19 protein-coding genes are annotated in these 22,604 nt (G+C 58.7%); 7 read left to right on the forward strand and 12 right to left on the reverse strand.

The annotated features are described in order from the left end of the window. Positions 1 to 18: 18 nt before the first annotated feature. The 6 genes from ACA053_RS06155 to ACA053_RS06180 all read right to left on the reverse strand — a co-directional run bounded on the left by ACA053_RS06155 (position 19) and on the right by ACA053_RS06180 (position 5,625). Positions 19 to 327 (reverse strand): BufA1 family periplasmic bufferin-type metallophore, encoded by a 309-nt coding sequence (locus tag ACA053_RS06155; RefSeq protein WP_109628303.1) that lies wholly within the window; start codon positions 325 to 327, stop codon positions 19 to 21. A gap of 295 nt (positions 328 to 622) precedes the next feature. Next, the gene (locus tag ACA053_RS06160) at positions 623 to 1,324 is read right to left on the reverse strand and encodes an ABC transporter ATP-binding protein (protein WP_109628304.1); all 702 of its coding nucleotides are present in this window, start codon (positions 1,322 to 1,324) and stop codon (positions 623 to 625) included. Beyond that, positions 1,325 to 2,092, reverse strand: coding sequence for a high-affinity branched-chain amino acid ABC transporter ATP-binding protein LivG (gene livG / locus ACA053_RS06165; protein ID WP_109628305.1), 768 nt, complete (start codon positions 2,090 to 2,092; stop codon positions 1,325 to 1,327). It lies immediately after the preceding gene. Continuing rightward, positions 2,089 to 3,345, reverse strand: coding sequence for a high-affinity branched-chain amino acid ABC transporter permease LivM (locus ACA053_RS06170; RefSeq protein WP_010462580.1), 1,257 nt, complete (start codon positions 3,343 to 3,345; stop codon positions 2,089 to 2,091). The genes livG and ACA053_RS06170 overlap by 4 nt, the downstream gene beginning before the upstream one ends. Continuing rightward, positions 3,342 to 4,265 carry a high-affinity branched-chain amino acid ABC transporter permease LivH gene (gene livH / locus ACA053_RS06175; protein ID WP_010462578.1) on the reverse strand — a complete coding sequence of 308 codons (924 nt, stop codon included), beginning with the start codon at positions 4,263 to 4,265 and terminating at the stop codon, positions 3,342 to 3,344. Before livH ends, ACA053_RS06170 begins: the two co-directional genes overlap by 4 nt. Positions 4,266 to 4,497: 232 nt before the next feature. Further along, positions 4,498 to 5,625, reverse strand: a complete 1,128-nt coding sequence (locus ACA053_RS06180) for a branched-chain amino acid ABC transporter substrate-binding protein (RefSeq protein ID WP_109628307.1) — start codon at positions 5,623 to 5,625, stop codon at positions 4,498 to 4,500. Positions 5,626 to 5,975: 350 nt separating this feature from the next. Here ACA053_RS06180 and ACA053_RS06185 point away from each other — a divergent pair, with 350 nt between their 5' ends. After that, a complete protein-coding gene (locus ACA053_RS06185) occupies positions 5,976 to 6,281 on the forward strand; it encodes a DUF2288 domain-containing protein (RefSeq protein WP_497394744.1) in 306 nt (101 codons plus the stop codon). Between the two features lie 303 nt (positions 6,282 to 6,584). Here the strand turns inward: ACA053_RS06185 and ACA053_RS06190 are convergent, their stop codons facing one another. Further along, positions 6,585 to 8,780, reverse strand: a complete 2,196-nt coding sequence (locus ACA053_RS06190; RefSeq protein ID WP_497394745.1) for a hypothetical protein — start codon at positions 8,778 to 8,780, stop codon at positions 6,585 to 6,587. A 198-nt stretch (positions 8,781 to 8,978) separates the two neighbouring features. Here ACA053_RS06190 and ACA053_RS06195 point away from each other — a divergent pair, with 198 nt between their 5' ends. Then, positions 8,979 to 9,875, forward strand: a complete 897-nt coding sequence (locus tag ACA053_RS06195) for an NAD(P)-dependent oxidoreductase (RefSeq protein WP_497316071.1) — start codon at positions 8,979 to 8,981, stop codon at positions 9,873 to 9,875. On the opposite strand, the gene ACA053_RS06200 is transcribed toward ACA053_RS06195, so the two are convergent. Together ACA053_RS06200 and ACA053_RS06205 are read right to left on the reverse strand one after the other, a co-directional pair. Beyond that, positions 9,766 to 12,048, reverse strand: coding sequence for a putative bifunctional diguanylate cyclase/phosphodiesterase (locus tag ACA053_RS06200; RefSeq protein ID WP_497316073.1), 2,283 nt, complete (start codon positions 12,046 to 12,048; stop codon positions 9,766 to 9,768). The genes ACA053_RS06195 and ACA053_RS06200 overlap by 110 nt on opposite strands. A gap of 131 nt (positions 12,049 to 12,179) precedes the next feature. Further along, the gene (locus ACA053_RS06205) at positions 12,180 to 12,545 is read right to left on the reverse strand and encodes a YkgJ family cysteine cluster protein (protein ID WP_109628311.1); all 366 of its coding nucleotides are present in this window, start codon (positions 12,543 to 12,545) and stop codon (positions 12,180 to 12,182) included. Positions 12,546 to 12,827: 282 nt separating this feature from the next. On the opposite strand from ACA053_RS06205, the gene ACA053_RS06210 reads away from it, so the two are divergent. Then, positions 12,828 to 14,177 (forward strand): spinster family MFS transporter, encoded by a 1,350-nt coding sequence (locus ACA053_RS06210; protein WP_497316077.1) that lies wholly within the window; start codon positions 12,828 to 12,830, stop codon positions 14,175 to 14,177. Between the two features lie 172 nt (positions 14,178 to 14,349). Here the strand turns inward: ACA053_RS06210 and rapA are convergent, their stop codons facing one another. Further along, positions 14,350 to 17,196, reverse strand: coding sequence for an RNA polymerase-associated protein RapA (gene rapA, locus ACA053_RS06215; RefSeq protein WP_109628313.1), 2,847 nt, complete (start codon positions 17,194 to 17,196; stop codon positions 14,350 to 14,352). A 218-nt stretch (positions 17,197 to 17,414) separates the two neighbouring features. On the opposite strand from rapA, the gene ACA053_RS06220 reads away from it, so the two are divergent. The 3 genes from ACA053_RS06220 (at position 17,415) to ccoM (ending at position 18,248) form a co-directional block, all read left to right on the forward strand. Continuing rightward, positions 17,415 to 17,756, forward strand: a complete 342-nt coding sequence (locus ACA053_RS06220) for an aspartate-semialdehyde dehydrogenase (RefSeq protein WP_497394746.1) — start codon at positions 17,415 to 17,417, stop codon at positions 17,754 to 17,756. 72 nt (positions 17,757 to 17,828) lie between these two features. After that, positions 17,829 to 17,990 (forward strand): hypothetical protein, encoded by a 162-nt coding sequence (locus ACA053_RS06225; RefSeq protein WP_178082285.1) that lies wholly within the window; start codon positions 17,829 to 17,831, stop codon positions 17,988 to 17,990. A 144-nt stretch (positions 17,991 to 18,134) separates the two neighbouring features. Then, positions 18,135 to 18,248 (forward strand): cytochrome c oxidase subunit CcoM, encoded by a 114-nt coding sequence (gene ccoM, locus ACA053_RS06230; protein WP_010462558.1) that lies wholly within the window; start codon positions 18,135 to 18,137, stop codon positions 18,246 to 18,248. A 704-nt stretch (positions 18,249 to 18,952) separates the two neighbouring features. Here ccoM and ACA053_RS06235 read toward each other — a convergent pair. Together ACA053_RS06235 and ACA053_RS06240 are read right to left on the reverse strand one after the other, a co-directional pair. Beyond that, a complete protein-coding gene (locus ACA053_RS06235; RefSeq protein ID WP_497316082.1) occupies positions 18,953 to 20,428 on the reverse strand; it encodes an inorganic phosphate transporter in 1,476 nt (491 codons plus the stop codon). Between the two features lie 377 nt (positions 20,429 to 20,805). After that, positions 20,806 to 21,006, reverse strand: a complete 201-nt coding sequence (locus ACA053_RS06240) for a hypothetical protein (protein ID WP_007935837.1) — start codon at positions 21,004 to 21,006, stop codon at positions 20,806 to 20,808. A 681-nt stretch (positions 21,007 to 21,687) separates the two neighbouring features. Between ACA053_RS06240 and pcaR the strand changes: the two genes are divergently transcribed. Next, positions 21,688 to 22,530: a pca regulon transcriptional regulator PcaR gene (gene pcaR, locus ACA053_RS06245; protein WP_010462552.1), complete on the forward strand. Its 843-nt coding sequence runs from the start codon at positions 21,688 to 21,690 to the stop codon at positions 22,528 to 22,530. Positions 22,531 to 22,604: the final 74 nt, after the last annotated feature.

Below are 22,604 nucleotides of genomic sequence, written 5' to 3' on the forward strand. Positions count from 1 at the left end.
CTCAGGCTGGGAGGCGGATCAGGCTTTGGCTTTGAAGGCTTCCATTTGACCGAAACCGGTCGGCGAGGTCTTGCTTTCGGTGGTGGCGCAGGTGCCTTTAGGAACCAGTTTCCAGGCGTTTGGCTGGTAGTCGGTTTTCGCGGTGCCTGCGCAGGTGGTGCCCGCGCCAGCAGCGCAATCGTTATGACCTTTCATGGCCACGCCGAAGCATTTTTCCATGTTGCTGTTGTCGGCGGCCTGGACGGTGGAGACAGCGGCCATGCTCAGCGCAGAACCCAGGGCCAGAACGAGGGCGGTAGCGGACAGGGTGCGGGTGGTAGCAGTCATGATGTTTCTCCGTTGTTTGAGTTTTGGTAAGCCGCGTTTGTGCTGGCTTACCCCTCTAGAGAAAGGTCATCGTGATGCGTTACAGCCCAATGCAAACTTTTTTAAAAAACCTCAAAACACCACAATCCCTGTGGGAGCGAGCTTGCTCGCGATAGCGGTGGGTCATCCAACATCTTTGGTGAATGTGATATCGCATCGCGAGCAGGCTCGCTCCCACAGGGGATTTTCATCGTTAGCGAGTTTGTGTCCGGCAAAAAAAACGGCCCGAAGGCCGTTTTTTGTTTACCGCAAAGACTCAACCACCCAGATACGCTTCGCGCACTTTCGGATCAGTCAGCAGGGCTTCCCCGGTGCCGGTCATCACCACCCGGCCGTTCTCCAGAACGTAGGCGCGGTCGGCGATTTTCAGCGCCTGGTTGGCGTTCTGCTCTACCAGGAACACGGTCACGCCATCCTTGCGCAACTGTTCGATGATGTCGAAGATCTGCTGGATGATGATCGGTGCCAGGCCCAACGATGGCTCGTCGAGCAGCAGCAGTTTGGGTTTGCTCATCAGCGCACGGCCGATGGCGAGCATTTGCTGCTCGCCGCCGGACATGGTGCCGCCACGTTGGGCAAAGCGTTCTTTCAGGCGTGGGAAAAGTTCGAGAACCTTGTCCATCTGTTCCTGATAGTCGCCCTTGTTGGTAAAGAATCCGCCCATGGACAGGTTCTCTTCCACTGTCAGACGGGCAAACACCCGACGACCTTCCGGCACGACCGCAATGCTTTTACGCATGATCTGCGACGAGTCCTGGCCGACGAGCTCTTCACCCATGTAGCGGATGCTGCCGCTGTGGGCTTGCGGCGAACCGCAGAGGGTCATCAGCAAGGTCGACTTGCCGGCACCGTTGGCGCCGATCAGGGTCACGATCTCGCCCTGGCGGACTTCGACGTTGACGCTGTGCAGCGCCTGGATCTTGCCGTAGAAGGTGGAAACGTTTTCGAATTGCAGCATTTACGCTTCCCCCAGGTAGGCTTTGATCACTTCAGGATTGTCGCGGATCTGTTCCGGCGTACCGTCGGCCAGAGGCGTGCCCTGGTTGATCACGACGATGTGGTCGGAAATGCTCATGACCAGTTTCATGTCATGTTCGATCAGCAGCACGGTGACGTTGTGCTCTTCACGCAGCATGCTGATCAGCGCCTTGAGGTCCTCGGTTTCCTTCGGGTTCAGGCCGGCGGCCGGTTCGTCGAGCATGAGGATCCGCGGACGGGTCATCATGCAGCGGGCGATTTCCAGACGACGTTGCTGACCGTAGGCCAGAGTGCCGGCCGGACGGTTGGCGAATTGCGTGAGGTTGACCTTGTCCAGCCAGAACTCGGCGAACTCCATGGCCTCGCGTTCGCTTTTGCGGAACCCCGGGGTCTTGAACAGGCCGGACAGGAAGTTGGTGTTCAGGTGACGGTGCTGCGCGATCAAGAGGTTCTCGACCGCGGTCATGTCCTTGAACAACCGCACGTTCTGGAAGGTCCGCACCACGCCTTTGAGGGCAATCTTGTGGCCCGGCAGGCCTTCGATCGGCTCTCCGTCCAGCAGGATGCTGCCGCCGCTCGGTTTGTAGAAACCGGTCAGGCAGTTGAACACCGTGGTCTTGCCGGCGCCGTTAGGGCCGATCAATGCAACCACCTGTTTTTCCTTCACGGTCAGGGCCACGCCGTTGACCGCCAGCAAGCCGCCGAAGCGCATGCTCAGATTTTCGACTTTAAGGATCTCGCGGCTCATTTGCGCAGCTCCATGTGAGGACGTTGCATGGGCAGCAGGCCTTGAGGACGCCAGATCATCATCAGCACCATCAAGGCGCCGAACATCAACATGCGGTACTCACTGAACTCACGCATCATTTCCGGCAACAGGATCATCACCACGGCGGCCAGGATCACTCCCAACTGCGAGCCCATGCCACCCAATACGACGATGGCGAGAATGATCGCCGACTCGATGAAGGTGAAGGACTCCGGCGTCACCAGTCCCTGACGGGCAGCGAAGAAACTGCCGGCGAAACCTGCGAAGGCGGCGCCCAAGGTGAAGGCGGAAAGCTTGATGACCGTAGGATTCAGACCCAGCGCACGGCAGGCGATCTCGTCTTCACGCAACGCTTCCCACGCACGGCCGATCGGCATGCGCAGCAAACGGTTGATCACGAACAGCGCAGCCAGGGCCAGCAACAGTGCAACCAGGTACAGGAAAATCACCTTGTTGATCGAGTTATAGGCCAGGCCGAAGTACTCGTGGAACGTCTGCATGCCTTCTGCCGCTTTGCGCTCGAAGGTGAGCCCGAAGAACGTCGGCTTCTCGATGTTGCTGATGCCGTTCGGGCCACCAGTGATATCGGTGAGGTTACGCAGGAACAGACGGATGATTTCACCGAAGCCCAGGGTCACGATCGCCAGGTAGTCGCCGCGCAGACGCAGTACCGGGAAGCCGAGCAGGAAACCGAAAGTGGCCGCCATCAGGCCGGCGATCGGCAGACAGATCCAGAAGCCCAGACCCAGATAGTGCGACAGCAATGCATAGCTGTACGCCCCGACGGCATAGAAGCCGACGTAACCCAGGTCGAGCAGGCCGGCCAGGCCGACCACGATGTTCAGGCCGAGGCCGAGCATCACGTAGATCAGCACCAGCGTGGCGATATCCACCGCACCGCGAGAGCCGAAGAACGGCCAGACCAGGGCACCGGCGATCAGCGCAATGATGATCCAGCGTTGGGTGGTCGGCAGGGTCAGGAAGTTACTGGCCTTGGCCGGAATCAGCGGCATGTTTGGCGAGGAACGCCAGGCCGAACTGATCTGCTGGTCAAACAGCACCCGCAGGAACATCAGCACCGAGCACACCGCGATAGTGATCAGTGTGGCGCTGCTGGTGCCGTGCACTTCGAGGTGGATGCCGACGATGGTCAGTTTCAGACCCAGTACCGGGTAGGCCACGGCCCACACCAGCAAAGCACTGAACAGTGCCTGTTTAAGATTCCTAGTCATACTTTTTCAACCTCCGGACGGCCAAGGATGCCGGTCGGCCGGAACAACAGAACCAGAACCAACAAGCCGAAAGCCACGACGTCCTTGTACTGGTCGCCGAAGATATCGGCACCAAAGGCTTCCGCCACCCCTAATACCAGCCCGCCGAGCATGGCTCCCGGGATGCTGCCGATACCGCCCAGTACCGCTGCGGTGAACGCCTTGAGTCCAACGAGGAACCCGGCGTTCGGGTTGATCACACCGTATTGCATGCTCAACAAGACGGCCGCGATGGCCGCCAATGCGGCACCGATGACGAAGGTCAGGGCGATGATGTTGTTGGTATTGATGCCCAGCAAGTTGGCCATCTTGATGTCTTCGGCACAGGCGCGGCAGGCACGTCCGAGACGAGAGCGGGAGATGAACATTGTCAAGCCGAGCATGGCGACGAAGGTCACCACGAATACCACGATTTGCATGTAGGAAATCAGCACTTCATGTGCGCCACCTGGCCCGAAGGTGAAGCTGCCGGGGATCAGGTTGGCTATGGATTTGTCCTTGGAGTCTTGCGCCAGCAGAACCGTGTTCTGCAGGAAGATCGACATGCCGATGGCGGAAATCAGCGGGATCAGACGGTTGCTGCCGCGCAAAGGGCGGTAGGCGACGCGTTCGATGCTGTAACCGTAGGCACTGGTCACGACGATGGTCGCGATGAAAGCAGCGGTAATCAACAGCGGAACGCTGTCGAGTCCCAGCATGGCCAACCCGGCGATGGCGATGAACGCCACGTAGGAGCCGATCATGTACACCTCGCCGTGGGCGAAGTTGATCATTCCAATGATGCCGTAAACCATCGTATAGCCGATGGCGATCAGAGCATACGTACTGCCAATGGTCAGGCCATTAACCAGCTGTTGGAGGAAGTGATAGATGTCAGGCATTACAGCGCTCCTAAAAACCTGATACGCATTTCACTGGTGGAGTCATTTTCCCGCTCGAGCCCCGTGGATCTGCATCCACTTCGAATTCGAGGTTTGCCAGCGAACCGCTGATGACGGTTTTGAGATTTTCAGGTGGGGAGACTGGCGGATCACGCCAGCGCGGCCCAATACGTTCGTAAAACAAAGCCCACGGCACGCCGTGGGCTTTATTGGCAGTCAGTCAGGCAACGCCTTACTGAGGCTTGGCTTCAGTTTTAGGTTTGCCGAAGTGCCACTCGTAAACCACAAATTTGAAGTCCTTCAGGTCGCCTTTGTCGTCGAAGCTCAGGTCGCCGGTTGGCGTCTTGAAGGTGCCTTTGTGGATGGCTTCAGCCACTTTGGCAGTGTCTTCGGACTTGGCGGCCTTGATGCCTTCGGCAATCACTTCCACAGCCGAGTAGGCCGGGAACACGAACGGACCGCTCGGGTCTTCTTTCTTCGCTTTGAACGCATCAGCCAGGGCGATGTTGGCCGGATCTTGGTCGAAGGATTTCGGCAGCGTCACCAGCAGACCTTCCGAAGCCTTCTGAGCGATCTGCGAGATCGAGTCGTTACCCACGCCTTCCGGACCCATGAACTTGGCTTTCAGGCCTTTTTCATCTGCCTGGCGCAGGATCAGACCCAACTCAGGGTGGTAGCCACCGTAGTAAACGAAGTCGACGTTGGCTTGCTTGAGTTTCTGGATGATCGACGAGAAGTCCTTGTCGCCGGCGTTGATGCCTTCGAACACGGCAACCTTGGTGCCTTTTTTCTCGAGGGTTTGTTTAACGGCGGTGGCGATGCCTTCACCGTATTGCTGTTTGTCGTGCAGGACAGCAACGATTTTCGGTTTTACGTGATCGGCGATGTAGTTACCGGCGGCAGGGCCTTGGGCGCTGTCCAGACCGATGGTGCGGAACACCATTTTGTAACCACGGGCGGTGATGTCCGGGCTGGTGGCAGCCGGGGTGATCATAATCACGCCTTCGTCTTCGTAAATGTCCGAAGCCGGTTGAGTGGAGCTGGAGCACAGGTGACCGACCACGAACTTGACGCCGTCGTTGACGACTTTGTTCGCGACCGCTACCGCTTGTTTTGGATCACAGGCGTCATCGTATTCAACGGCTTCGAGTTTCTTGCCGTCTACACCGCCTTTGGCGTTGATCTGTTCGATGGCCATTTTGGCGCCACTGAACTGCATGTCGCCGTATTGGGCTACAGGGCCGGTTTTAGGGCCGGCGATGCCGATCTTGATGGTGTCAGCTGCGAACGAATGGCTGGCAACCCCGGCCAGAACCATAGCGGCAAACAGTTTGGAAATCTGCTTAGTAGCCTTAGTCATAGTGCTCCACTCTTACTGTTGTAGTTTTTATAGTCCTGGCGCCGTAGCAGCAGAACCGGGTCAGATATCTTCGATATCCTCCGGAAAATGCCCCCGGCAACTGTACCGGTACAGTGTAGAGCGCCAATTGTTAGCCTGGGAAGCTGGCGCCGGGGGGCAAACCCTGAGGGTGTCGCTTTATTGAAAGAAAAAGACAGAATCACGGCGGGATGTTAGCTGGCTAATTGCTTGATTCAGCAGCATTCCCTGGCTTTCCTGCTCTTTTCATTCGGTAACTCAATTGCATCCGGGTTTTTCTGCCAGACCACCGACGTTATCATTCGCGTCGATTTCTTTTCCGGACAGCGCCCATGAATCAAGAACCTAGCACCCTCTATGCCAAGCTGCTTGGTGAAACCGCATCTATTACCTGGAAAGAGTTGGAGCCCTTCTTCGCCAAGGGTGCCCTATTGTGGGTCAACCCTGGCCTGGATTTGATCGCCGCAGCAGAGGCAGTGGCGACGGATGAAGGCGAGAAAGTGGCTGCCTGGCTGGCCGCTGACAAGATCGCCAAGCTCTCTGAAACGCGGGCGCTGGATCTTTTTGAGCGCGACCCGGAGTTGTGGGCCGTGGTGGTTTCGCCGTGGATTCTGATCCAGGAAAGGGCGACGAGCTGACTATCTGCACTTTATTGGTGCGTCGTGCGATCGACTAAAAGTGTGTAGGTGAGTAGCGTGATGGCACGTTGCCGTAGAGAAAGGCCACAGAAGCGTCTTGGCGAGGGTGACGTAAACGTAACGGGAACAGTTTATTGAGCAGCCGTTGGGCTGCTTAATTGTTTCTGGATGTTGGTATTTATAGTGAATTGGACGCCGCCATCGCGGGCAAGCCCGCTCCCACAGTGTCCGTGTCGTGCACAAAATCCATGAACGCCACTGAACCTGTGGGAGCGGGCTTGCCCGCGATGTAGTCGACGCAGATCAGAACGTCTTGCCGGTATGGTTATTCAGCGAAATAACCTTGGTCTTGCCAATCCGGTGACGGTAGATCTCGCGCAGGTACTTGATCGCCTTCTTCACGCAATCGCGCGACAGGCGAATGTCGTTGATCGAGACAAACTTGTCTTTGTCGTTGATCAGCTCGCGGTACTTCTTCTCGTACATCGGTTTGATCGCGTACCAGTTGGTGTCGAGGATCTTCGCCGGGTTTTCGAACTCGTTGAGCAAGTCGTCGATCAGGTCTTCGTCGAAGTCTTCATTGATGATGAAGTCCAGGATCGAGTTATCCAGCGTGTCGTCGAAGCGGTACGGGTTCTTCGCGAAACAGCGCTTGATGAACGCGACGATCAGCGTCAGGAAGTCGTCCGACAGGCACGGGCTCTTGGCGATCAACGTGGTCAGCGACAAGTTGGCCGAGGCGCCGATTACCAGGGCATAACGCTTGAGCGTAGTGTTCGGGAACAGGCTGTTGAGGTGAGTCTTCAACCGGTTCAGGTCCATGTAGGACAGCTTGTAGTCTTTGGGCAGCGAGACAATCGATACCACCGACGAGCAGTTCTTGAAGAAGTGCAGGTCGTGCAACGCGGCTGCGTCATAACCGGAGTTCTTGTATTGCTCCAGCGACGCCCGATATCGCTTGGATTCGATCGGCAACAGGCTGATGCCTTCGATGGCCTGGGTGACCTTGTTGAAGTGCGGCAGGTCGATGGAGCGGAAGAACAGGTCATCAATGTTCAGGCGCTGCGGTTCTTTTTCAAACACCTTGAACTTGTCGCTGCTCGGCGGCGGCGTTTCCGGTACCACGGATTCGGCGTAGGCAATCGCCACCGGGCCGGCCAGGCTCATGAACAGGTCGTTGGCGTCGAGGCGAATGGTTTCGCCGATATCGATGCCAGCGCGACGGAAATAGTTCTGGTCGTAGTCAGTCGTGACCGCCTGCGCCGTCAGAATGTTGAAGATCTGCTGCGAGATGTACTGGTTGGCGTGCTTTTCCATCGCGTTGACGTCGATGTTCTGGATGTTGCCGTCATCGCTTTCTTCGGCATAACGCATGATGTCGTTGGAGATCAGCATCATGGCGTTCCATGGGCGGATACGGCCCATGACGCTGGCTTCGCTGCTGTCTTCGTTGGCGAAGTTGTAGGAAAAGTCCCACTCTTCCGACAGGTATTTGCACAGCAGGCGACCGGCGTTGATGTGCAGCGCCTCGGACATTTCGCTGCGGTGATCGGAAATGTTCGGCAGCACGCAGATGCCGCTGGTGAAGATCGGCTCAAAGACAAAGGAGTGACCGCTCTTGCCGTCGTGTTCATCCATCGGCTTGGTGTCGAACGTCTTATTCATGTACGAGTGCTGCTGGGCCAGGCCGAATTCCGAGGCCATGCCCGAACCGGTACCGCCGCCGGCACTGAAGATCGAGAAGTACAGGCGCGACTGGTTGGCCTTGATCCCGCAGCTGTCGATCAGGTACGAGTGAATCATCTTCCAGTCCGGGCTGGAGAAACGCTGGGTGTCCTTGTTCAGGATGATCTTGGCCAGGTATTGGCCGAGGATCGGCGCGTTACCGGCGCCACCGGCGTGGACTTCCGACAAGTCCATGATCTTCATTTTGCTGTAGTCGCGCAGGAAACCGCTTTTTTCGCCTTTGCGCGAGAAGCGGATGCGACCGGCGATGTCTTTGTCCAGGTCGCCGAGCATCACCAGCGGCTCGACCAGGAACACCGGTTTGGTGGCCTTGTTCGTTCCCAGGCGCAGGTTGTTGCGGATCCACTGCGCCGGGCTGTAACCCTTTTCGGCGTAACGTTTGTCCGGCGACAGACGGTCTTCGTTGTTGAATTCGTTGAGGTAAAACTTGCGGGCGTTGTACACCAGCTCCGCGACGTCCAGCGCAATGTTCGATCCGCAACGTCCCAGGCCGATCAGGCACACCGAAGGGAATTCCTGTTCGTTGTGCTGTTCGTTGTCGCCTTCCAGGTGCGGTGGGCGCGGAAATACCATGTCGCGCAGGCCATCGAGGTTGTCGAGGATGCGGTCGGTGTTGGTTTCGGTGAAATACAGGTATTGCTGACTGGCCAGCGAACGTGACGGGATCAATGGCTTCGACGATGAGGGGCTGTTTGCCGCAGGGCTCAGTGTCAGATCGGAAACCGCAGTGGCCGGATTATTTTTAGAAGTCATTGGGCGCCATGTACCTGGGCTGGTTGGCTCGGCGACACGGTGTCGTCGAACCTTCACGGAATAGGAACTCGCGGCTTTATTCAGCGCGTATTTTGCCCAAGCGACAGGGACAAAGCCTGAGCGTCGCTCGGGGGAATCCTTTCCTTAGTCATGATGAATCGGCCAATATTCGGCGATCTTTAATCAAAAGAAGGCTAAATGATGTCAACGCTACCTTCGTTGAGTTTTGCTGGAATCGGCCTGATGGGCTTGCCCATGTGCCGTCGCCTGTTGGCGGCGGGGTATCCGCTGACGGTCTGGAATCGCAATCCGGCCAAGTGCGCTCCGCTGGTTGAAGCTGGCGCCCGGCAGGTGTCGACAGCGGCCGAATTGGCTCGGCATGCCGACGTGGTGATGCTGTGCCTGGCGGACACGGCGGTGGTGCGCGAGGTGGTTTTCGGCCCGGCCGGCATTGCCGAGGGCGCTAAAGGTGGCCAGTTGCTGGTGGACTTTTCCAGTCTGGAACCGACCGCGACGCGGGAAATGGCCTCGGCGCTCGTCAGCCAATGCGGCATGCGCTGGCTCGACGCGCCGGTGTCCGGCGGAGTCGTCGGTGCCGAGGCCGGCAGCCTGGCGATTATGGTCGGCGGCGAAGCGCCAGACCTGGAGCGAGTCAGACCGGTGCTGCTGAACCTCGGTCAACGGGTAACTCACATGGGCGGTGTCGGCGCCGGGCAAGTGACCAAGGCCTGCAATCAGATGATCGTTGCCTGCAATGCGCTGGTGATTGCGGAAGTGGTGGCGTTGGCCGAGCGCTCCGGGGTCGACGCCCGCCTGATCGCCGAGGCACTGGCGGGAGGCTTCGCTGATTCAAAACCGTTGCAGATCCTCGCTCCGCAAATGGCCGAGAGCCGTTTCGAGCCGGTGAAGTGGCACGTGCGCACGCTGCTCAAAGACCTCGACACTGCGGTGCAATTCTCCCGCGAACAAGGTTCAGCCACGCCGATCAGCGGATTGGCCGCACAACTGATGCGCCTGCATGGGGGGCAGGGCTTTTTGGAAAAGGATCCGTCGACGTTAGTGCAGTTGTACCGCACGCCAGGCTCAAAGAACTGACACTGCGTGAGTGTTTGCGCTGATTGATTTCGTCCAGTACCGCAGGCAGCTCGGCCAGAGGCACCGGACGGCTGAACAGGTGGCCCTGAACCAGGTCGCAGCCCTGGCGTTCGAGAAAATCATATTGCTCGGACGTCTCGACGCCCTCGCTGACGACCTGCAAATGCAGGGTGTGGGCCATGATGATAATGGCGTTGACGATTTCCATGTCCTGGGTGGCCTTGGGGACGTCCTGAATGAACGAGCGGTCGATTTTCAGTGTGTTCAGCGGCAGGCGCTTGAGGTAGGCCAGGGATGAATAGCCGGTGCCGAAGTCGTCGATCGACAGCGACACACCGAGTGAACGGATCTGCTTCAGCAGCACCAGGGTGTTGGCGAGGTTGCCCATCAGCGCGTTTTCGGTCACTTCCAGTTCCAGCCGTTGTGGCGCCACCCCGGCGATGCGCAGGGCGTTTTCGATTTCATCGGCCAGTTCTTCACGGGCAAGGTTCAGCGGCGAGCAGTTCACGGCAATCTTGAGTTCGTCGCGCCCCTGACGGGACAGTTCTGCAAGGTCCCCGCAGGCCCTGAGCAATACCCAGTTGTCCAGTTCAGCGATCAGGCCGTTGGCCTCGGCAATGGCAATGAATCGATCCGGTGCCAACAGCCCGTGAACCGGGTGTTGCCAGCGAATCCGCGCTTCGAGTTTGGTGACTTGGCCGATTTTCAGGTCGTAGATCGGTTGGTAATACAGAGTCAAGCCGTCTTCATTGCGCAGGGCGTGCCGCAGTTCTTCTTCTAGCTGCAGCTCCAGCGAGGCGCGGGTTTTCATGTGCGGACTGAAAAAATGCAGCCCGTTGCGTCCGCTGCCTTTGGATTGATAAAGCGCCAGATCGGCGTTTTTCAGCAGTTCCTCGCAGGTTGTACCGTCCTGAGGAAACACGCTGATGCCGATGCTGGTGGTCATGACCATGCTGCGCCCGGCCAGCTCGATGGGGTCTTTCATTTTCAGCATGATGCGCTGGGCCATTTGCTGCGCTTCTTCACGGTCACGCAGGTCGATGAGGATGCAGAACTCGTCCCCGCCAAAGCGCGCCACCACATCGTCGTGGCTGTGTGCCGAATCCTTGATGTGGCCGGCCAGGACCTTGAGCAATTCGTCGCCGGCATCATGGCCCAGGCTGTCGTTGATCCGCTTGAAGTGGTCGATGTCGAGGAACATCACCGCCAGCATTCCGCCTTCCTTGGTCTTCTCCAGCAGTTTTTCGACGAAAATCTGGTTGAAGCCACGACGATTGATCAGGTTGGTCAGTGCGTCGGAGTGCGCCACCTGTTGCAGCGACAAGCGCGCCTGATCCAGTTGGCCGAGCAAGGTGTTGACCCGCTGCAGGTCGCCTTCCTTGTGTTGCAGCTTCTTGTCGGCGAGTGCCGCGCTGATACTGCTGCCAATGATCAGTAACGTCATCATCGCCACCGTCAATCCCAGCTGCAGGTGGTTGTTGTCGCCGGGCAGCGGCTGGGCGCTATCGATGGGCAGCACCAGGCTGAGTGCTGCCATGCCAGTGAAATGCATGCTGACGATGCCGGCCCCTAGCACCAGGCTGGCGGTGTATTTGAGCAGTTGATGAGCCACGCCGCTGCCTTCGCGCAGGTGACGGGAAATCACCAGGGCCGCCAGGCTGGCGCCAATCGCGATCACGATGGAGAGGACGAACAGGGTGGGGTCGTAATAAGCCGTCGCATTCGACTGCATGGCGGCCATGCCCACGTAGTGCATGGTCGCGATACCCAGGCCGATCCACACTGCGGCCCGCAGGGTTTGCCAGAAACTCACATGAGGATGGCTGAGGGTATGCATCGCCAGCCACGAGGCCGTCAGTGCAAATAACAGCGAAATCAGGGTGATGGGCAGCTGGTAACTTATTTCGATCGGCGCCTGGAACGCCAGCATGCTGATGAAGTGCATGGCCCAGATACCGCCCGCCAGACATCCGGCACCGACCCAGCGCCAGAGTCGTTGGGACGCGGGTTTTTCGGCATGGCCGACCCGTTCGGTAATGTCCAGCGTGGCGAAGCCGGTCGCACAGGCGACCACGTAAGCGAGCAACACCAGAAAGGGGTTATGGACGCAATTGAGTATGACCTGGCCGGTCTCTGGCAGTTGGTTCGTAAAATATAAAGCAGGCCACTCCATCGGACGCCCCGTATTTATCCAGCCGACACCATTAACCCTGGCGAATGTGTTGGAGTATAGAGGTCATACAAAGAGTGCAAACGGTAGTGGCACATTGCTTCTGATGATTTTGAAATTACGGGCGTCAGGAATCAGGCGATCTGCTCATAAGGGAACTCGAATTCCGGTTGCAGGGCCGGCAATCCGAACGCTGCCCGTGCCGCATCGCAATCCACGTTCGCCTCGCCATTGGCCCAAGAGGCGTCGAATTCCCGACAGGTGCTGGAACGCTTGTCGTAAATCGAGCACTGCACAGTGCTGCCGACTTCGCCAACCAGCCCGATGCAGCGAGTGGGTTTGCAGTCCGTGCCCAGCATGGCCACCCGGCTGGGGCTGATGGGCGCGACCAGCTCGTCGGGCACCGTTCCCCCCGCCGAGGTGCATTCACCCCAGAAAAAAGACACGCGAAAATGAGAACAGCAGGCACCGCAATTCAGACACGGACTGGCTTCGGACATGGGCGATAATCAAAGAGGGATGGGGGGGATTGGTGGGGCAGGCAAGGCCGCTATTCTAGGCTTCGCGCAGGACTTGGGAAGGGGGTGAAAAAGTATTTTTTATGCGACCAATGGCGGTGAAACACCCACCTCATTCGCACCGCAAATCCAATGTGGGAACGGGTGTTGCGCCATGGGTTGGTATCAGCATTACGAATAATTACAGACAGCTCTGGCGGGCGTGACTAGATTGGAGGCTCCGGGGACAGCGAGGCCCCAATAACAATAAAAGAGACGGACCCCATGCAGAACTCGACCCAAGCGGCGAATGCCTGGCGCATTCTGTTCCTGCTGTTCCTGGCCAACCTGTTCAACTTTTTCGATCGCACCATCCCGGCCATCATCATTGAGCCGATCCGCATGGAATGGCACCTCAGCGACTTTCAGCTGGGGATCATCGGTACTGCATTCACCATCGTTTACGCCATTGCCGGCCTGCCTCTTGGGCGTATGGCCGATACCGGTTCGCGCAGCAAGCTGATGGGCTGGGGCCTGGCGGCGTGGAGCGGGCTGACGGCGGTCAACGGGCTGGTGGGCAGTTTCTGGGCGTTCCTGATCGTGCGCATGGGTGTCGGCATCGGCGAAGCCAGTTACGCGCCGGCCGCCAACTCGCTGATCGGCGACCTGTTTCCGGCTCATCGTCGCGCCCGGGCGATGGGCATTTTCATGCTCGGCCTGCCGCTGGGCTTGTTGCTGGCTTTCTTCACCATTGGTGCAATGGTCAAGGCGTTTGACAGCTGGCGGGCGCCGTTCTTTATTGCGGCGGTGCCGGGGCTGATCCTGGCGATCTTCATGTTCTTCATCAAGGAGCCGAAACGCGGCGCCGCGGAGAGCGTGCAAGTCTCCCAGGAACGCATCGACCGGCCGATCCGTCGCGTGCTGGCGGTGCCGACCTTCCTGTGGCTGGTGATGGCGGGGCTGTGTTTCAACTTTGCCACCTATGCCTGCAACTCGTTTCTGGTGCCGATGCTGCAACGTTACTTCCTGATGCCGTTGCAGGAAGCGGCGGTGGCGACCGGGGTGATCGTCGGCGTGACCGGGTTGTTCGGGTTGACGCTCGGCGGCTGGGTCGCCGACAAGATTCACCAGCGGGTGGCCAATGGGCGGCTGCTGTTTGCCGCGTTCAGCCTGAGCATTTCGACCGTTTGTACCGCGTGGGCGTTACATGCCGGGCGGATCGAAATCGGCGTGTTCGTCGCGGTGTTCAGTCTGGGCTGGCTGTTCGCATACAACTTCTATACCTGCGTTTACACGGCGATTCAGGACGTGGTCGAACCACGCTTGCGGGCCACGGCGATGGCGTTGTTCTTTGCCGGGTTGTACTTGCTGGGTGGTGGTTTGGGGCCGGTAGTGGTGGGTGGTTTGTCCGACCACTTCGCACACACAGCGATGGCCGCGGCCGGCGCCGAGCAGATGACCGAGGCGTTCAAGGCTGTCGGGCTGCATGACGCGATGTATTTGATCCCCGTGGCGCTGTTTTTCACCATGGTGTTTCTGTTCCTGGCTTCGCGGTGTTTTGTTCGGGATGCCAAGCGGATGAAGGACGGGTTGGTCGCTGTGGGTGAACCTGATGTTGCAGTGGCGACTGCATAATCGCTATCGCCAGCAGGCTGGCTCCCACATTGGATCTACAGCGTTAACAAATCCCCTGTGGGAGCTAGCCTGCTAGCGATGCGGCCATCAGCATCACTGCATCAAATTTCAGGCAATAAAAAAGGCCCGCATCACTGCGGGCCTTCTTGTTTTCAGCGGTGGAGCAGGGGGGTTAACCCGCCACCAGCACCCGAATCGCTTCCAGTCGCAGCGCAGCCTTGTCGAGCATGGCCAAACCTTGCTCGCGCTGTTGGCGCAGGGCAACCAGCTCACTGTCGCGCACTGTCGGGTTGACCGCTTGCAGTGCGGTCAAACGCGCCAGCTCTTCGTCGGTATCCGCTGCCAGACGACGCTTCGCCTCGGCAACGCGCTCGGCGTGACGCGGGAAGATTTTCTCTTCGCCGGCGTTGATCCGTGGCGTCAGTTGATCGCGCTGAGCCTGGATGAACTTGTTGGCGCTGGCACGGGGCACGCTTTCCAACTGGTCGTTCAAGGTCTCGAACGACACCCGGGCCGACAGGTCATTGCCAGTGGTGTCGAGCAGGCAGCGCAGAGCGGCCGGCGGCAGGTAGCGGCCCAGTTGCAGTGAGCGCGGCGCAACCACTTCGCTGACGTAGAGCAGTTCCAGCAACACGGTGCCAGGTTTCAGCGCCTTGTTCTTGATCAGCGCCACGGCGGTGTTGCCCATTGAGCCGGACAGGACCAGGTCCATGCCGCCCTGCACCATCGGATGTTCCCAAGTGATGAACTGCATGTCTTCGCGAGACAGCGCCTGGTTACGGTCGTAGGTGATGGTCACGCCTTCGTCGTCGCCCAGCGGGAAACTGGCGTCGAGCATTTTTTCGCTCGGCTTGAGGATCAGGGCGTTTTCCGAATGGTCTTCGCTGTCGATGCCGAAAGCGTCGAACAGGGTTTCCATGTAGATCGGCAGGGCGAACTGATCGTCCTGCTCGAGGATGTCCTCGACCAGTGCATCACCTTCGCCAGCACCGCCGGAGTTGAGTTCCAGCAAGCGGTCACGGCCGGTGTGCAGCTCGGCTTCCAGACGCTCACGCTCGGCGCGGGCTTCGTCGATCAGCGCTTGCCACTCGCCGTCATCGGCGTTTTCCAGCAGTGGCAACAGACGCGAGCCGAACTGATGCTGCAAGGCGTTGCCGGTCGGGCAGGTGTTGAGGAAAGCGTTCAGTGCTTCGTGGTACCACTGGAACAGGCGCTCTTGCGGGCTGGTTTCCAGGTACGGCACGTGCAGTTCGATGATGTGCTTCTGGCCGATCCGGTCCAGACGACCGATCCGCTGTTCCAGCAGGTCCGGGTGCGACGGCAGATCGAACAGCACCAAGTGGTGCGAGAACTGGAAGTTGCGACCCTCACTGCCGATTTCCGAACAGATCAGCACTTGCGCACCAAATTCTTCGTCGGCGAAATAGGCGGCGGCGCGGTCACGCTCAAGGATGTTCATGCCTTCGTGGAAGACCGTGGCAGGAATGCCGGAACGCACGCGCAGGGCGTCTTCCAGGTCCATGGCGGTTTCGGCGTGGGCGCAGATCACCAGAACTTTGGTGCGCTTGAGCATTTTCAGCTGATCGATCAGCCACTCGACGCGCGGGTCGAATTTCCACCAGCGTTCTTCTTCGTTGGCGTCCGGCTGGGCCTGAAAGCTGACTTCCGGGTACAGCTCGGCGTGATCGCCCAGCGGCAGTTCGAGGTATTCATCCGGGCACGGCAGCGGGTACGGGTGCAGTTTGCGCTCCGGGAAACCCTGCACGGCAGCGCGGGTGTTACGGAACAGCACGCGGCCGGTGCCGTGGCGGTCCAGCAGTTCGCGCACCAGACGGGCGCTGGCCTCGATGTCGCCATCGTTCACGGCGGCCAGCAGCGCTTCGCCTTCGTTGCCGAGGAAACCGTGGATGGTCTTGTGTGCTTCCGGCGACAGGCGCCCCTTGTCCAGCAGCTCCTGAACGGCTTCGGCCACCGGGCGATAGTTTTCGCTCTCGGCGCGGAAGGCGTGCAGGTCATGGAAACGGTTCGGGTCAAGCAGGCGCAGGCGCGCGAAGTGGCTGTCCTGGCCCAGTTGTTCCGGGGTGGCGGTCAGCAGCAGCACGCCGGGAATGACTTCGGCGAGTTGCTCGACCAGCGTGTATTCAGGGCTGGCCTTCTCTTCGTGCCACACCAGGTGGTGCGCTTCGTCGACCACCAGCAGGTCCCAGCCGGCAGCGAACAGCGCGTCCTGGGCTTTCTCGTCGTCCACCAGCCACTCAAGCGCAACCAGCGCGAGTTGGGTGTCTTCGAACGGGTTGGCAGCATCGCTTTCGATGAAGCGTTCTTCGTCGAACAGCGCGACTTGCAGGTTGAAGCGGCGGCGCATCTCGACCAGCCACTGGTGCTGCAGGTTCTCCGGCACCAGGATCAGTACGCGGTTGGCGCGGCCCGAGAGCAGTTGGCGATGGATCACCAGGCCGGCTTCGATGGTTTTGCCCAAGCCCACTTCGTCGGCCAGCAGTACTCGCGGCGCAATGCGGTCGGCGACTTCACGGGCGATGTGCAGCTGGTGCGCGATCGGTTGCGCACGCACGCCGCCCAAGCCCCAGAGCGAGGATTGCAACTGGCGGCTGGTGTGTTCCAGGGTGTTGTAGCGCAGGGAGAACCACGCCAGTGGGTCGATCTGCCCGGCGAACAGACGGTCGCTGGCCAGACGGAACTGAATGAAGTTCGACAGCTGGGTTTCCGGCAGGGTAACCACTTCGTTTTGCGCGTTGAGGCCGTGGTAGACCAGCAGGCCGTCGACGTCGTCGACTTCCTGGACGGTCAGTTTCCAGCCTTCGAAGTGAGTGATGGAGTCGCCCGGCGAGAAACGCACGCGGGTGAGGGGCGCATTCCGTAGCGCGTACTGGCGAGTCTCGCCAGTGGCCGGATAGAGCACGGTCAACAAGCGGCCGTCCTGTGCCAGAACGGTGCCTAAACCCAGCTCGGCTTCGCTGTCACTGATCCAGCGTTGCCCCGGTTGATACTGCTGCGCCATGCTGCCTGACTCCCACCTTGAAAAAGCGGGCTATCTTAACGGAATGAGGGCTTCAGGGCCAAAGGACTCTCATAAAAACTCGCAGTCTTACGTTAGTCCAACGATGCGATGCTTGCCGGTCGGGGCACCAATCGGTGCCAAACCGGTCACAGTTTGCGACCGATGGCTCAAGTCGCCATCCCCGCAGCCGACAGCCTGCTGACAGGAGACTGATAATTATGCTGCCACCGATGCTCCCCTTGAGTGCCGTGCCGATCACGTCACAGCAGGACCCGATCCGCCAGCGCCCGGATATTCCGCCTGTCGTGCCGGTGCAGGAAAGCTCCAATGAAAGCACCGTTGACCTGAAACAACGCGATCCCGAGGAAGCGGCTTTTCAGTTGCGCGAGGAACAGCGGCGCAAGCAGGAGCGGGAACGGCGTCGACGTGAGGCTGATGAGGATCCGGAGGAGCATCTGGCGATTCCCGGGACCGAATTGAATGCTGACAACACCGTACCGGTGGCGCCGTTGATGGAAGATCAGCCGCGTCAGGGGTTGTGGGTCGATATTGAGATTTGAGGGGGTGGCTGGTCAGCGCTGCCGTCAGACCTCATTATTACGACAAACCTGCCATTCGATGTATTGAGCACCATGAGCCAAGACGACAAGCTGATTGATCTTAATTCTGAACGCGCCAAGCGGGTTCATGACCTTAATGAAAAGCGTCTGAATGAAGTGCGCCAGGCGTTTGAACAGGCGATGCCGTTGGGTAAAGCCAAGAAGAAATCGAAGAACAAGCCGAAAAAGCGTTGAATCACCCTGCATCGGTTGATGCAGGTCAGTTATTTCCCCTCCTTTACGCCCTGTCTCGGGCGACATTGATCCTGGTCAACTTTCTCTTCTGCCTGATTGGTTAACTTAGCCCTATCGCAACAGGGCAAGTGCAGGAGAGCCGTCATGTTTTTCGACAACGTGGTGATCGCCGGAGTGCTGACAGTCGGCCTCATGGTTCTGTTTTTTGCAGGGTTTGGGTTTTTTATCTGGAAAGATTCGCATAAGCGTAAGCCGTAGTTCTTTCTGGATGTAATGAGCACGCAAGGCATTTTGGGCAACTTCGGTTGCCCTTTTTTTTGCCCACGCTTTTTACTGATGTATGAAGTTCAAAATGTGAGGGCTGACTTGCCTGCGATGGCGGCCTGATAGCCGACCTATCTTTCTCAGGTGTACATATCCATTCCTGCGGTAACGGCTGCTTATGGTTTCGCTTTTACAGCGACTCCCTTTGGCAAACGCCCCAAAGGAAGCAAAGGTCTTCGCCCCAACGTCCGGCCCCTCGCCTGGGCTCGGCGTTCCTTCGCTCCGGCATTCATCTGGGGGCATCGCCTCCGGTTGGCTTCGCTTCAACCTCCTCTCGATGTGTGCGGCTTCGCTGCACGGCGCTCCGCGCCCACCCCCAGATGAACGCCTCCACTCAGCCTCCCGACGGGGCGGGTAGATCAAGATCAAGAGCTGCAGGCGAGCTAACGCTCGGCCTGATGAGTGGTGAGAAGCGAGCGGTACACGCCGATTCCTGTGGGAGCTGGCTTGCCTGCGATGGCGGCCTGACAGCCGACCAATTTCTTGCAGATGTACACCGTCCCACTGTAGGAGCGGGCTTGCTCGCGAAGGTGTCCTCTGGGCCAACCAATCTCTTTCAACAGACCGGCAATGCCAAAGTTCAGACCATAAAAAAGGCGCGAACCTCACGGAACGCGCCTCTTTGTCGCAGCAATGTATCAGCTGCCCAGTGCCTTCGACGCCAGCCAGAACAGGCCGGCCGACAAGGCCACTGTCGCTGGCAGGGTCAGGACCCAAGCCAGCAGGATGGTCCGCACAGTGCCGCCTTGCAGGCCGCTTTTGTTGGCAACCATGGTGCCGGCGACGCCTGAGGACAGGACGTGGGTAGTCGAGACCGGCAGGCTGAAGATGTTGGCCATGCCGATCAGGCTCGCGGTAGTGATCTGTGCCGACATGCCTTGGGAGTAAGTCATGCCCTGCTTGCCGATCTTCTCGCCGATGGTCAGCACTACGCGCTTCCAGCCGACCATAGTACCCAGGCCGAGGGCCAGGGCGACCGCCAGAATCACCCAGAACGGGGCGTATTCGGTGGTGGTGGTCAGGTCTTTGCGCAGTTTGTCCAGGTCAGCCTTTTCACGGGCAGCGAGGCCAGGCAGCTTGCCGACTTTCTTCGCCGTATCGTCCAGGCAGAGCAGGTAGCGACGCACTTCGATGCGGTTTTCCGGCGACAGCGAGTGGTAATCCGCTACACCTTTAAGGGTGCCGAGGAGGGCGGTGATGGTCGGTTCGGTCTGTTGCGGGTTGCAACGGAATTTCTCCGGCAGATCGCCTTCAACGCTTTTGCCCAGGGCCAGGTATTCGCCCAGAGTGTCAGCGTTGCGCTTGTAGAACTGGCTCAGGTGCAGGGTTGCATCGCGGGTCCGTTCGATCTGGTAGGTCGTGCTGCCCAGGTCGAGTACGAACTGTGCTGGAACGATGCCGATCAGCACCAGCATGATCAGGCCGATACCTTTCTGACCATCGTTGGAGCCGTGCACGAAGCTCACGGCCATAGCCGAGATGACCAGCACCAGGCGGTTCCAGAACGGCGGGTGTTTCTTGTCATCGATCTTGCGGCGCTGTTCCGGTGTCTTGTGCATCTTCGACAGGGGGCGCCACCACTTGAGGCCGATCAAAATCAGCGCTGCGACCAGGAAACCCGCCATCGGCGAGAACACCAGCGAAGCACCGATATCGATCGCCTTCTGCCAGTTCACGCCATCGGCCAACGGAATGTCGTTGATCAACGCGTTGGCCAGGCCGACACCGAGGATCGAACCGATCAGCGTATGGGAACTGGAGGCCGGGATACCGAAGTACCAGGTGCCCAGGTTCCAGGTGATGGCGGCGGCGAGCAGCGAGAACACCATGGCCAGCCCGTGACCGGTGTTCACATTGATCAGCAGTTCTACCGGCAGCAGGTGGACAATGGCATACGCCACGCCGACACCGCCCAGCAGCACGCCGAGAAAGTTGAATACACCGGAAAAGAACACCGCCAGATGAGGCGGCATGGCTTTGGTGTAGATAACGGTGGCCACCGCGTTAGCGGTGTCATGAAAGCCGTTGATGAACTCGAAGGCGAGGACAAAGGCCAGGGCGAGCAAGAGGCTCACAAGCACCCAAGCATCCAGTCCGCTGAATAAATCGATCATGAAGGTTTTCTGACCCGGTCATAAGGGGGCGCGATTATGCCAGAAAAGACTGCTAATCGATGCACTAGGTGCTCATCGGTAACATTCTTCAATGAATTAGTTTGTGACGATAGCTTATCCCCGAGGTTTTTACCGGGTTTTGCAAGTCATTGAATTCAGATGAAAAGGCCGCAGCCACAAGGGTTTCGCTCGTGAAGTCGAGAGGCTTGAACACTTGTGTGAAAAATCTGAAAAGAGGGTCAGGCATGTGCCCTTTGCCTCATCCGCAGGGTGAGGTGGCCGCTGCCCGCTTGTAGCGGGCGCGAAAGGCATCATCAGAACACCGCGCTTTTAACGGGTGCCGATGCAGACCCTTGGAAGGATTCAGGCCGAGGAGGTCATGGCTCTTCGGCTTTGAGTTCCTTTTCCATCTTCTGCAATTCCTGGGTGAATGCCTGATCCTGAACGGTGGCGCGTTTACGCCAAGGCTTGCGTTCGGGTTCGGGCTGAGCGGCGTAGGTGGTGACTTCCCCGCCGTAAACTTCCTTGTAACGTTGTTCCTGGCGCTCAAGTTCCGCGCGCAGTTCGTCTTTCGTCACAGTGCTACCTGTATGAGTTGAGATAAATTCTGGTGAAACGCGCTGCAGGAATCTATTGACCACACTCATCGAAAGGTCAATGCCTGACAAAGGCATCGTTTTTACGGCGGGTGAACAATACTTCCATGTTGCAGGCGGCCACGGCACCAGAGAAAAACAGCTGACGTAGCATCAGTTACCTGTTCCAGCGAGCGCGTTGGCGGAGCATATGAAATGAGCGTCGAGCGCTTGCTGCAGACAGCGACGATAGGATACCGGGCTGCCGAGTGACGGAACTGGCACGTAAAAACCGCTTCGCCACTGAGGTGCATTATAGCGGTCGATCCGAAGAACACTATCTCTTGAGAGTTAAAAGTAGTTCCAGCTGTGTGATTGTTTTGTTACTCGCAACTTTCAGCGGCAACTAGGGGGGCGGTGATGTCACATTGCAACGATGTCTTTCTGGCGCCATAAAGTCGAACAAGTTTGCCCCTTACATCAGCCCTCTAAATCAGCGAAGAATAAAAGCATATAGAGGGCTCTGCGCAAATCAGTGTGCGCAGGTAGTCGTCTCCCCAGTGAGGTCGATTGCGATTATCGGTCGATGGTTCGATAATCGCCCAATCTTGAGGCCTGTGGCTTGTGTGCAGGACCCGAAGCCGCATGTAATAGCTGCTGATCCGTGTAGGAAAAGGACCAGAAATGAACGATCAAATGCGCAATTCCTTCGCTTCAGTGGCGCCGCCGATCGTGGCCTCGCCCGCGAAGCGAATCCAGGCCCTGACCGGTGACCCGGATTTCATGACATCCCTGGCCCGCGGCCTGGCGGTGGTTCAAGCGTTCCAGGAGCGCAAACGACACCTGACCATTGCCCAGATCAGTCACCGTACGGAAATTCCCCGCGCCGCTGTGCGACGTTGCCTGCACACCCTGATAAAACTCGGCTATGCCACCACTGACGGTCGCACCTATTCGCTGCTGCCCAAAGTGCTGACGCTCGGCCATGCCTATTTGTCCTCGACGCCTCTGGCGGTGTCCGCCCAGCCGTATCTGGACCGCATGAGTGAGCAGCTTCACGAGGCCTGCAACATGGCCACGCTGGAAGGTGACGACATTTTGTACATCGCTCGCTCGGCGACCACCCAGCGCCTGATTTCCGTCGACTTGTCGGTGGGCGGACGGTTGCCGGCGTATTGCACGTCCATGGGCAGAATCCTTCTTGCGGCGCTGGACGACACCTCGCTGCGCGAATACCTCGACCATGCAGAGTTCCAGGCCAAGACCAGCCGAACCTTGCACACCCCCGAAGCGCTACTCGAATGCCTGCAGGAAGTGCGGCAGCAGGGCTGGTGCATCGTCGATCAGGAACTGGAGCAAGGCCTGCGCTCGATTGCCGTTCCGGTGTACGACGCCTCCGGCCAGGTGGTCGCGGCGCTCAACGTCAGCACCCACGCCGGGCGGGTCAGCCGCAACGAGCTGGAGCAACGTTTCTTGCCTGGCCTGCTGAGTGCCAGCCGCGACCTCAGTGCCCAGTTGTTTGCCTAAGCTGTTCGATAAACGCACAGAGTCGCGTTTATCGAATTGACGCTGTTTCCCCAGGATCATTACTGTCGCGGCAG

The organism is Pseudomonas sp. LBUM1672, from assembly GCF_059695655.1.